Origin of the sequence: Cryobacterium sp. TMS1-20-1, assembly GCF_004402355.1 — a bacterium.
Taxonomy (GTDB): domain Bacteria; phylum Actinomycetota; class Actinomycetes; order Actinomycetales; family Microbacteriaceae; genus Cryobacterium; species Cryobacterium levicorallinum.
Map to the genome: position 1 here is coordinate 150,939 of NZ_SOGF01000052.1, position 11,436 is coordinate 162,374.

12 protein-coding genes and 1 pseudogene are annotated in these 11,436 nt (G+C 64.7%); 11 read left to right on the plus strand and 2 right to left on the minus strand.

The genetic code is table 11. The features are described from left to right. Positions 1 to 88: 88 nt before the first annotated feature. The 5 genes from E3O45_RS11990 (at position 89) to E3O45_RS12010 (ending at position 3,597) form a co-directional block, all read left to right on the plus strand. A complete protein-coding gene (locus E3O45_RS11990) occupies positions 89 to 499 on the plus strand; it encodes a DUF2256 and DUF3253 domain-containing protein (protein ID WP_134443603.1) in 411 nt (136 codons plus the stop codon). A gap of 33 nt (positions 500 to 532) precedes the next feature. After that, positions 533 to 733 (plus strand): hypothetical protein, encoded by a 201-nt coding sequence (locus E3O45_RS11995; protein WP_134443604.1) that lies wholly within the window; start codon positions 533 to 535, stop codon positions 731 to 733. Positions 734 to 758: 25 nt separating this feature from the next. Continuing rightward, a complete protein-coding gene (locus tag E3O45_RS17790; protein ID WP_198414390.1) occupies positions 759 to 1,199 on the plus strand; it encodes a hypothetical protein in 441 nt (146 codons plus the stop codon). A 139-nt stretch (positions 1,200 to 1,338) separates the two neighbouring features. Then, entirely contained in the window at positions 1,339 to 1,887 is a 549-nt protein-coding gene (locus E3O45_RS12005) for a PadR family transcriptional regulator (protein ID WP_134443605.1), read from the plus strand. 54 nt (positions 1,888 to 1,941) lie between these two features. Continuing rightward, the gene (locus E3O45_RS12010; RefSeq protein WP_134443606.1) at positions 1,942 to 3,597 is read left to right on the plus strand and encodes an AarF/ABC1/UbiB kinase family protein; all 1,656 of its coding nucleotides are present in this window, start codon (positions 1,942 to 1,944) and stop codon (positions 3,595 to 3,597) included. Positions 3,598 to 3,714: 117 nt separating this feature from the next. Here E3O45_RS12010 and E3O45_RS12015 read toward each other — a convergent pair whose 3' ends face one another. Further along, complete coding sequence (locus E3O45_RS12015; protein WP_241985337.1) at positions 3,715 to 4,956, minus strand: HNH endonuclease family protein; 1,242 nt, start codon at positions 4,954 to 4,956, stop codon at positions 3,715 to 3,717. A 103-nt stretch (positions 4,957 to 5,059) separates the two neighbouring features. Between E3O45_RS12015 and E3O45_RS12020 the strand changes: the two genes are divergently transcribed. Continuing rightward, on the plus strand, positions 5,060 to 6,619 hold the full coding sequence (locus E3O45_RS12020) for an HNH endonuclease signature motif containing protein (protein ID WP_166789486.1): 1,560 nt from the start codon (positions 5,060 to 5,062) through the stop codon (positions 6,617 to 6,619). 82 nt (positions 6,620 to 6,701) lie between these two features. Here E3O45_RS12020 and E3O45_RS12025 read toward each other — a convergent pair. After that, positions 6,702 to 7,917: pseudogene (locus E3O45_RS12025) on the minus strand (M20 family metallopeptidase). Positions 7,918 to 8,114: 197 nt separating this feature from the next. Between E3O45_RS12025 and E3O45_RS12030 the strand changes: the two are divergent. The 5 genes from E3O45_RS12030 (at position 8,115) to E3O45_RS12050 (ending at position 11,254) form a co-directional block, all read left to right on the plus strand. Next, on the plus strand, positions 8,115 to 8,345 hold the full coding sequence (locus E3O45_RS12030; protein ID WP_198418255.1) for a toxin-antitoxin system: 231 nt from the start codon (positions 8,115 to 8,117) through the stop codon (positions 8,343 to 8,345). A gap of 574 nt (positions 8,346 to 8,919) precedes the next feature. Further along, a complete protein-coding gene (locus E3O45_RS12035; RefSeq protein WP_134443608.1) occupies positions 8,920 to 9,333 on the plus strand; it encodes a hypothetical protein in 414 nt (137 codons plus the stop codon). 55 nt (positions 9,334 to 9,388) lie between these two features. Continuing rightward, positions 9,389 to 9,685, plus strand: a complete 297-nt coding sequence (locus tag E3O45_RS12040; RefSeq protein ID WP_134443609.1) for a transcriptional regulator — start codon at positions 9,389 to 9,391, stop codon at positions 9,683 to 9,685. Then, a complete protein-coding gene (locus E3O45_RS12045; protein ID WP_134443610.1) occupies positions 9,682 to 10,143 on the plus strand; it encodes a type II toxin-antitoxin system VapC family toxin in 462 nt (153 codons plus the stop codon). Before E3O45_RS12040 ends, E3O45_RS12045 begins: the two co-directional genes overlap by 4 nt. A 262-nt stretch (positions 10,144 to 10,405) precedes the next feature. Continuing rightward, positions 10,406 to 11,254, plus strand: coding sequence for a hypothetical protein (locus E3O45_RS12050; RefSeq protein ID WP_134443611.1), 849 nt, complete (start codon positions 10,406 to 10,408; stop codon positions 11,252 to 11,254). Positions 11,255 to 11,436: the final 182 nt, after the last annotated feature.

Below are 11,436 nucleotides of genomic sequence, written 5' to 3' on the forward strand. Positions count from 1 at the left end.
TGGTTCCATTCTCGCAGGTCGCCCGTGCCGGGCACGGTGCGGGAGACACGCGTGGCACGATTGCAGGACTCCGGGCAAGATAGAGGCCATGGCCCACCGTCAACGGCACCGTGCCGATGCTGACCCCGTAACCGACCGGGCGGATAAGACCTGCGCGTCGTGTGGGCGACGCATCGAGTGGCGTGCGAAGTGGGCTCACAACTGGGACTCGGTGAAGTACTGCTCGGCAGCCTGCCGCTCACACGGGGTCAACACGACAGACCTCCAGCTCGAAACGACCATCGTGTCATTGCTGCACAAAAGCGCACGGGATGCCACGATCTGTCCGTCTGACGCGGCGCGCGCCATCGGCGGCGAGGAGTGGCGCGACCTGATGGAGCCGGCCCGACGAGCCGCACGACGTCTGGTCGCCCGCGGCGAATTACAGATCACCCAGGGCGGCGTCGTGGTCGACCCGTCAACCGCCAAGGGTGCAATTCGGTTGCGAACGCCGCGATAAGCGTTTCGCACCACACAGAGAGGAGCGCACGACATGACAGTGACCTGCGACATGATGGTCTCGGAGGACGGCTACGCGGCCGGCGTGAATCAGAGCCTGCAGCATCCGCTGGGCGAGGGCGGCGAACGACTGGCCCGCTGGCGTTTCGAGCGGTCCGACGAGAACGCCGCCATAGCGACCGCGGGCGCCGACATCATGGGGCGCAATATGTTCGGGCCTGGCCGTGGCGAGTGAGACGCCATTCGTGGGAGCATGACGCATGCCCAACTTCGTAAGCGAGATCGTCACCCAGGCTGTGCAGCAAAACAACTGGTGGCTGAACGGTGGCGGGTGGTTGGTGTTGGCCCTGGTGAATGCGGGCCTGGCCGAACAGAAGAACCGTTCCCGCTGGAACTGGTTCGTTCTCTCGCTGTTTCTCGGGCCGGTGGCCACGTTCTTTATTGTTGTCTGGGAACCGCTGACCCAGCCGCCACTCGAGCTGCGGAATCCGTTTGAGAAGGCCGACGGACGCTACCTCACCCTGGCCATAATGTCGCTGGTGATCACCGTTGGCCTGGTGTTGTTCGCGATAGCCGGGCAGGCTTGGTACGTGTGGGTGGCCAGCGCGGTCGGTGCCGCGGCCCTCGTCGCATTTCTCCTGCTGTTCCAACGCGCACGCTCCAAGCGGATGCTGGCGCTGAGGCACGCAAACGGCGCCTGACACAGAGGTGCGGTGATCGGTCGGCGGTGTCTGGGAGCCAGCCCTGAGCATCCGTTCTGGGGTAACGCTCGAGGCCATCGCTGGGTATCGTTGAACCTATCGCTGTATATCGTTCGCACGTCATACCGAGGAGGCAATCATGGGCAACACATTCCCCACCGGCGGGTTCAACGCCGCCAACATGGACGGCATCTGGCAGGCCATGGAACAGTTCCGCTCCCGCTTCGAGAAGCAGGCAGGCACGGCCACCCGAGCCGGTCGCGGCGAGGTGCGCACGGCGGTGCTCGCCCTGCTGGCGGAGCAGCCGATGCACGGCTACCAGATCATCCACGAAATCGAAGAGCGCAGCGGCGGCACCTGGAAGCCCAGCGCCGGCTCGGTCTACCCCACGTTGCAGCTACTGGCTGATGAGGGCCTGATCAGCGCCGAAGAGAACAACGGTCGCAAGATCTACTCGCTCACCGAGGAGGGTCGCGCGGCAGTCGCTGACGCCGACACGAGCGCCCCGTGGGCAGCGACGAGCTCCACCGGGTCACACGGCCACACGGCGCTGCCGAAGGCGGGCATCGAACTCGCCCAGGCTGCTGCTCAGGTGGGTCGCACCGGCTCGCCGGAACAGATCAAAGAGGCTGTAACCGTGCTCGACGACGCCCGTCGCAAGCTCTACTCGATCCTCGCCCAGGACTGACGGGTGCCGCTGGCTCGTCGAGGTAGCTACGATTCGAATTCGGGCGCGGGCAACATGCGCGCCCGATACCGCCGCATTCTGCGTTTTGCCAGCTGGTATCTCGCCATAACGTGGTGGTTCGAGTTGTTCCTGCCTCGCATCGGGCTGGTGAAGATCGCCGAGCGCACACGCTCCAAGCGGATGCAGCGCTTCGCGAAGGGTTTTCACGTGCTCGCGGCCGACCTCGGCGGTCTCATGATCAAGGTCGGGCAGTTCATGTCATCGCGCCTTGACGTGCTGCCGCCCGAGATCACTAAAGAGCTCGAGGGGCTGCAGGATGAAGTCGCGCCGGTATCGTTTGGGGCCATTCGCGCTGCTGTCGAGGCGGAGTTGGGCATGCCGCTCGAACGGGCCTTTACGTCGGTCGACGAGACGCCGGTGGCGGCTGCATCCCTTGGGCAAGCGCATCGAGCCCGGCTTACCGCGCTCGATGCTGCTGACACGGGGCTCGACGGGGTCATTATCAAGGTACAGCGCCCGGGAATCGACGAAATCATCGACGTCGACCTTGCCGCGCTGCGCAAAGTGGGAGGCTGGCTCAGCCATGTGAAACTCGTCTCCAACCGGGTCGACATGCCGGCGCTGGTCGAAGAGTTCGCACAGACGAGCCTCGAAGAGATCGACTACCTGCACGAGGCGAGTAGCTCCGAACGATTCGCAGCGGCCTTTCCCGATGACGACCGAGTCGGCGTTCCCGGTGTCGTCTGGGAACGAACCACCCGCAAGGTGCTCACTCTCGAAGATGTCACGGCGATCAAGATCACCGACGTCGACGCCCTGATCAAGGCCGGCATCGACCCGGCTGAGGTGGCTCCGGTCTTCGCCGAGGTCATGTTCGACCAGATGTTCACGATGGGCTTCTTTCACGCCGATCCGCACCCCGGCAACATCTTCGTCACCCCGGACGCCGACAGCGAGCGCGGCTGGAAACTGACCTTCATTGACTTCGGCATGATGGGCGAGGTGCCCACCAGCACGCGCACCGGGCTGCGCAAAATGCTCATTGCAGCCGCCTCCCGCGATGGGCGCGGCCTGGTCAATGCCATGAACGATGTCGGCGTGCTCCTTCCCTCGGCCGAGACGACCGAGCTCGAACGGGCCATGACCACTCTGTTCGCCCGGTTTGGTGGCATGGGTTTCGCCGAGTTGCGCGAGGTGGACCCGCGAGAGTTCCGCGAATTCGCGGTGCAGTTCGGCGACGTGGTGCGCTCGCTGCCGTTCCAGCTGCCCGAGAACTTTCTGCTCATCATCCGAGCCATGTCGCTCACCTCCGGCGTGGCCAGCGCGCTCAATCCCGCTTTCAACCTCTGGGATTCCGTCGAGCCCTACGCGGCGCAGCTGCTGCGCGACGAGAGCGGCAACTTCGTGCAGGACATCGCGAAGCAGGCGACGGAGACGGTCGGCATTGCCGTTCGCCTGCCCAAGCGCCTCGACGGATTGATCACCCGGATCGAAGACGGCTCCATTGCGGTTGCCAGCCCGGGCCTCGAGAAGCGCGTCGCCCGCCTCGAGCGCACCCTGCGGCAAGCCGTGTCGGCGCTCCTGTTCGGCACCCTGCTCATCGCCGGCGTGCTGCTGCGAGCGGATGACGCGGTGCTGGGCACCGTATTAATGATCGCGTCGGTCGTCCCCCTGCTGCACACGCTGTTCGCGGGGCGTCGCGGGTTCTGAGCGGGCGGTCGCGGTGGCCGTCGACGCGGAGGCGACCGGGCAGACCGGCGGGGCGGCATCCGCTCTATGGTTGGGGATTGCGCACGCCATGACGGCTGGTTTGGCCCGTCTGGTCAGCTAGCTTTCGCAGCCGACGCCGACGCCGACGCCGTCGCCGTCCCGGTCGAGGTGGCGCCCATACCCGTCGTCCCCCGTGTGTACCGGAGCTGCTCCAGCAGCACGCGCCGCGTCACAGTTCTTGTAGTAGGCGCTGGCGGGTGCCGGTGCAACCGGTTCCACGGGCGCCGGCTCGACGGCGACCGGAACGGGCACCACGACCATGGGCGCAGGCCCGGCAACCGGCACGGGGACGACGACAACGGGAGCGGGTGGCGGCGCAAAAACGGATGCCGTCGCCCGTTCGTCGGGGCAAGCCGTCAAAATACGGGTCATCGCGTCGTGCTCGGCCTGCGTCACCCATAGCCCGTAGGTCGCCTTCACGGAAATCTGCCGTGCCACGTAAGCGCATCGGTACGGTTTCATCGGCGGCAACCAAGTGGCCGTGTCGCCGTCACCCTTACTCGAGTTCGTGCGTCCGTCCAAGGCCAGCAGATTGAGCGGATCGTTCGCGAGCGACACTCGCTGGGCCTGGCTCAGTTGCTGGGCACCGGTCTGCCAAGCATTCGATAGCGCCACCACATGGTCGATTTGCACGAGCGACGACGTCGCCGTTCCTCGCACAAAGTTGATCGTTTTTCCCGTGTACGGGCCGGTCAGCGTGCCGGTCACGACCCGGCAGCCGCCTTGCTTCGCGATGTTGGTCAGGTCGCGGGCGAGGATGTCGTTACGGGTGTCGCATCCGTTTTGGTCAACGTCGAGCCAGGCCGTGCCGAAGCTGCCGCTGCGGTCGTAGCCGGTCTTGGGCGCGCGGCCCTTGATCGGCAGGGTCGCCAGCAGCGCCACCGCTGTGGTGTCGGTCCCTGACGTATCGGCCAGAACGATGCTCGCGGCATCCGGTTCCGGTGTGCTCGTGGCCGGATCGGCTGGCGCTTCGACGTTGAATGCCAACGGCGTCGGGCTCGGAGTCGGGCTTGGCGTCGCGGAAGGGGTGGCCGTTGCGGTCGGTTGCGCACTCGTGCTGGCCAGGTTCGCGTCGAAGGATGCCGGTGCCAGCGACGAACCGACGAAGACCGCGACGAGCGCCCCGGCCAGAACGACACTCGCAATCTTGCGTGTGGGAATGACGGCCCACGAGCGTCGGCCGGTGGTCAACACATAGATGGCGGTGAAGGCGCCGATCGAGCCAATCGTCAGGAACAGGCCGGAAAACCGGCTGGTCGACGCGGCCACGAGTAACAACACCTGTGACAAGCCGAGCACGGGGGCGTAAGTAATTCTTATAATTGCTCACTATATTTATGAGATGTTCTCGTTTTTAAGAGCGATTCGCGGTATAATTGTGGGTGAAGGAGGCACCGTCGCCATGACCCTTACCGCCCCGCCGGCCGCAGCTGGTGCACTGCCGGAGTCCGAGGGTTCCCGGATCGCAGCGATTGCTCAGGCAGCTGCCATTCTGGCAGCAGCGTTAGACGGGGTGCGGTTCGGTCATCTGGATGACTCCGAAGCGGTTGCGGTGCTCGCGGCGCTCGAAGGTCTCGGCCGCAAGGTTGATGGGGCCAGACTACGGTCGACCGCCGACATCGGTGCGCGGGCCGAAACCGACCTCGGGAACGGTTCGCTGGCCTACCGAAACGGATGCCGCACCAAGGTAGATTTCATCACCCAGCTCGCCGGCATCTCCGGCCGTGAGGCCAAGCGGCGCCTGAAACTCGGCGAGACAGCGGTGGAACGCACGCCGCTGGGCCTGCCGGTCCCCGCCCGCTACCCGGTCATCGCCGACGCGCTGGGTAGCGGCGACCTCGGCATCGAGGCGGCCGAGATCATCGCGACCACCCTCACCGCCCTGCACGGGAAGGTGCTGCAGGACGACCTCGACCACGTCGAACGTGCCCTCGTGGCCTCCGCGACCGGGGCGATCACTCCGGAGACTGCCGGGCTGCCGGGGGCGGGCATTCGTTTCGCGCCGGATCTGCTGCGGGCGCAAGCTTTGGAGTGGCAGGGGCGGCTCGACCCCGACGGCACCGCCCCCAACGACGACGCGGTGGAGGCGAAGAGTACCCTCACGTTCGGGCAGCTGCGCAACGGGCTCTACCCGCTGCGGGCCGACGTCACCCCCGAGCTGCGCGGCATCATGGACACCTTCTTCGACACTCATCTATCGGCTCGGTCGCGTACGCCGCGGTTTGAACCCACCGATCCGGCTGACGGTGCCGTCACCGCGTTGAACGGCCTGGACGTCGACGACCCGAACGCGGACGCCGGCCTCGACGGTGAGCGCTTCAATGCCGACCCGTTCACCGGCGATACCCGCTTCGACGGCGACCACCGCACCGCGGGTGAGAAACGCGCCGACATCCTCCGCACTGTGTTCGAAGCGGCCGCCCGCGACCCGAAAACCCCCACCATGGGCGGCGCCGCCCCCAACGTCATGATCCACATCAACGCCAGCGACCTCGACAACGACCGCGGTGTTGGCTGGATCGATGGCATCGACGCGCCTATCTCGATGCGCAGAGTGAAAGAAACCATCTGCACCGGTGGCTCCCAAAGCGTCATCATCGACGACCACGGCGCCATTCTCTACCTCGGCGACAAGGTGCGGTGTTTCACCGCCAAACAACGCGCCGCGATCGCCGCGCGCGACGGAGGCTGCATCATCCCCGGCTGCACCATCCCCGCCCGCTGGACCGAAGTGCACCACGTCCACCCTGCCGCAAAAGGCGGACCCACCAACGTCGACAACGGAACACTGTTGTGCTGGTTCCACCACCACACCATCGACACCAACGGCTGGACCATCCGCATGATCAACGGCCGACCCCAGGTACGCGGCCCACTCCTCTGGGACCCAACGCAAACCTGGCGCCCCGCCCAATCACACCGAGCCAACACCCCGAGCCCCGAACCACCCTGGCGCACCTAGTAGGTGCTTGCCCAATGGTTGTCCAGGCTTTCCGTTCCTCTTCCTGCGAAACTCGGCGGTAGTCACAGCTGGAGTCTCGTAGTCACTCCAAGCCCGCCAACTCGGCCACCCGTGACAACGCCAGCTGGGGTGTACAGAGCGGTGCCGTCGGCCAGGACATCGTCGTCGAAGGTGGCCGTGGGGGAGTGGTTGAAGGCGGCGGCATCCGTTTCACGACCCAGCGCGGAGAGGAACACGAAGGTTCCCGGTACCTGCTGCAACACGCGCGGGAAGTCTTCGGAGCCGCTGAGCGGGTTGGCCATGCGGGTGAAGCGCTCGCCGCCGAAGAGTTCGCCGACGACCCGTTCGGCCCGGGCGGTTTCGCCCTCGTCGGTGACGGTCGGTGGGTATTCGGTGACGTAGTCCACGGACACTTCGAGGCCGTGCGCCGCCGCGATTCCCTCGAGCAGCCGCGGCACGACGCGCGCCAGTTTGGCTCGTGATTCCTCGGTATAGGAGCGCACGGTCGCCTCCAGCCGCGCCGATTCGGGAATGATATTGCGCTTGGTACCAGCCTGCAGCACGCCGACCGAGATCACCACCGGGTTGAACATGTCGAACTGGCGCGTGACCATCACCTGCAGGGCGGTAACCATTTCGGCGATGACGGTCACCGGATCCTGCGCATTGTGCGGCGCTGAACCGTGCCCGCCGGCCCCGTGCACCGTGACGGTGAGGCCATCGCTGGCCGACATGAGGGTGCCGGACCGGCTCAGGAACTGCCCGTTGGGGGCCCCGGCCGAGAGAACGTGTAGGCCGTAGGCGGCGTCAGCGCGGCGCCCGGCGGCGTCGAGCACGCCCTCCCGAATCATCACTCCGGCTCCGTCGAAGCCTTCCTCGCCCGGCTGAAACATGAGCACGACGTCGCCGGCGAGCTGGTCGCGGTGGTGGGCGAGCAGCGTCGCCGCGCCCACGAGCATGGAGGTGTGCAGGTCGTGCCCACAGGCGTGCATGGCGCCGTCGATGCGCGAGCTGAAATAAAGCCCGGTGCGTTCCTGAATCGGGAGCGCATCCATATCGCCGCGCAGTAACACTACGGGCCGAGAAGCGGATGCGCCGGCGCCGGTTCCGCGCAGCACCGCCGTCACCGAGGTGGTGTCGGTCCCGAGCGTGATCTCGTAGGGAAGGCCGCTGAGGGCCTCGATCACCTTCTCCTGGGTGCGCGGCAGCTGCAGCCCGATTTCGGGTTCCTGGTGCAGGCGGTGGCGGAGGTCGGCGATGTCGCCGGCAAGTGCACGGGCGTCAGAGAGGACGGACACGGCTTCTCCTTTGAATGCGGTGGGTGGTTCAAGTCTGAGCCGCAGTGCAAGAGTTGTCGAATTCGGAAGGAATCGGCTGGCAGTTTGAACGGTGCAGAACGATCCGGGATGTCCTGCCATATTGAGCATTTCACTGATTCTCCTGTACTACCTCCTGCTCTTTCGCTAGCAGTGAAAGCACTCCGTGGAAGGGAGTCATGATGGCCGCCATTACCGTTCGCAATCTTGATGACGAGGTAAAGCGCCGACTGAAAGTCCGCGCGGCCGCACACAACCAGTCCATGGAAGCGGAAGTCCGAGCCATTCTGAGCGCCGCGGTGATCGGCGGCGACTTGGCCCGAGCATGGGTAGCTGCGACCGCGGAATTCCGCGGGGACGACCTGAACCTGCCGGCGCGCACGACGGGTCGCGAACTCGATCTCTCATGATCGTGCTTGATGCCAACGTTGTATCTGAGCCGCTTCGTTCGAGCCCGCATCCTGTGGTGCTGGCCTGGTTGGATCGAGTCTCTGTTGACGTGGCACTCACGTCGGTCAGCGTCGGTCAGCGTCGGTGAGATTTTCACGGGGGTTCGACAGCCTTGAGTCCGCTCGCGACCACTTGAACGACTACGTGCCTTGGTATAACACCAGCCAAAAACACTCCGGTTTCGCGTTGTTCTCGCCGCAGGAAGTCCACGATGGCTCGTGGCGACGGGCCCATTTCAAGCGCGACCTCGCTCTGCAGAGATACCACCGCAAGCATCCAGAACGGTTCCGTGCACGACCCACAACCCCAGCCCCAGCCGGCATCGTCGGGATCAATCATCGTCCCGACAAAATCGTCAAAAACTAAGCCAAGTGACTCCACACAGCTTGACATCGCGCGGCTGCCTGGAGATACAGGAGTTATGCCGCCGAACCTTCGCCGGCATTTGTGGTGCCATTCAGCAATGTAGGTGGGTGCCTCTAACGTCGTCAGTATCTACTCAGAGACACTCGTGCCGAGAATGTGGAGAAGGCAATGCTCGTGCTGGTAGCTACAAAGGCAACACAGGGCGCTCGCCGAAGTGATTACGCAGACTGCGTCGAGGGTGAGCTGGTCTGGATGCTCGACGCATGTCCCGAGAGCCGGCGCAAGCCGGACGGCAAGTGCCCGTGCGGCCGATCGTTTCGTGGGCTGAGTTCGGATCGTGGAACGACAACCGCGCTGGTGACGGACCTCCCCGACCTCACCCGCATCGACTATGAAAATGCCCTTGCGGCCAGTTTTGATGCCCGCGGATGGTGCCTGTGTTGTTACATGCGCACCGTGAGCGAAATTGTCGACGAACTCATTAGCTTTGCCGAATTCTGGCCGGTCGGCACCGTGATCGAGCGTCGGGTCGATCGGATCCAGGGCCGCGTGCTGCTCCGTCCTCAGCCCAAAACCCAATGACGACAGCCGCGGAGCTCCAGTGCAGGCATGCCTGCACTGGAGCTAGAATTGGTGTATGGCACAGGTGACGTGGCGAACCTCCGATGAATTGGTCAAGCAGGTCCAAAACCTGGCTTTGGCCGAGGGTCTGAGCATGAATGAATTCCTGAACAGGGTGATGACTGTGGCGGCACAGAGCGATGAGAGCGATCCCCTCGCAGCACGACTAAGAAATCGGCTTCGTGCAGCTGGTCTGCTTGCCACGGGAACGCCGAACGGGCCTCGTCCGTCTGGCGATGAGATCGCGCGGGCGCGTGCCGCGGCCGGTTCGGGTGTTCCGCTTTCCGAAATAGTCTCCACGATGCGGGAATGACTGTCTTCGCCGATACGTCCGCCATCGTCAAGTTGTACGCCGACGAGGTCGGCAGCGAGATGGTTCGCTCTCTGGAGGCAGTCACTGTCAGTCAGCTCTGCCGTGTCGAAGTACCCGCCGCGCTATGGCGGAAAAGCCGCACGAACGGCCTCCCGGCCAGCGACACGTTGATCTTGGTCAGGTTGTTTGAAAATGATCTATTCGGAGCGGATGCCGTGTTGGCACCCATCCGAATCACATCCGGCATCCTGGATGACGCCGCGCGGTTGACTGAGATCCATGGATTGCGCGCCTACGACGCCGTGCAACTAGCGACAGCGAAAGTCGCCCGCGAAGTCGATTCGGATTGTCGGAGCATGGCTGCTTTTGATTTTCAGCTCCGAACGGCGTCCGCTCGCGCAGGGTTCTTGCTGATTCCTGCAGAACTGAATCATCCTCCTGTGGGATCGGTCCAATAGGTCCCCTTTCGCTCTCGACTGCACCCGCGCCTAACCGCTCGAAACAGGCGTTCGTGGAGCCATCGAGTGCCGCGCGGGTCGCAAAGTATGTCACGGCTGAGCGATCGTGACCGAAAGTCAGGGTATTCGGAGAAAATCGTGAGGTTTCGTTCAAAAAAGCGGTGCAAGCTAGCGACCTTGCCCGCGCCGACCCGAAGCGCGCGAGCCCGAAACCCGGCGAGCCGGCGTACCTAGCGCCGAGTTCTCGCTCCCGATGAAGGATATGCGCCAAAAAAACTCCGAAACTTCCCATGCCCGTACGGTCCGCAATTCCCCAAAACGCGGGCACCAGATTATCTTCGCCGCCAGTGCCGTGCTGGTCGTCACCGGCCTCGTCGCCGGCAGCGGATTCGCCGCCCAGTCGGCTGATGCCAAGCAAGACAGCATTGCAGCCACGACCGCACTCGCCGAGAGCACCGGCCGCCAGATCGAACAACTCGACTATTACGCCCAGCGCGGCGAGGCACTCAGCCGCGACAGCGCATCCGCTGCCCTCTCGCAAGCCAACCTGGTCATTGCCGCCAGCGTGAGCAAAGTGGATGCCTCCACCCTCACCTCGGTAGCCAGCTCGCTCGCCAGCTACGAGATCATGCCGATCGACCAGCTCGAAGACCTCACGGCTCAGGCGAAGACGCAGACCGTCGCAGTTGCGGCGGCCACCGCCGAAGTCGACCGGGTCGCAGCCGAAGTTGCTGCAGCCGAGGCCGCTGCGGCCGCCGCCGCTGAAGCCGCTCGAATGGAGTCCCTCGCGGGCGGCAATACCGTCGACGGTGCCCGCGCCACAGCGCGTTCAATGGCCGCCTCCCAGTATGGCTGGGGCGAGGATCAGTTCAGCTGCCTCGACCGGCTGTGGCAGAAGGAATCGGGCTGGTCCTACTCGGCCCTGAACTCCAGCAGCGGTGCGACCGGCATTCCGCAGGCGCTGCCGGGCAGTAAGATGGCGTCGGCCGGCACCGACTGGGCCACCAACGCCACGACGCAGATCAGCTGGGGCCTGGGCTATATCAAGGCCTCCTCCTATGGAACGCCGTGTGCGGCCTGGTCGCACTCGCAGTCCGTCGGCTGGTACTGACCGACCGCCGTCGACACAAACCGTAGCGAAGATCGTGCCGCTCATCAGTTCTTTCGTGCCGCCGCAGGTTCTGCGGCGGCACGGCTGGGGCGCTGGGGCCAGCGCTACGATGAGAAAGTAAGGGAACTCCACGTTTGAGTTCGACGGGGTACACCGAAGTACCCGTTGCAGGAGCCCCGCGC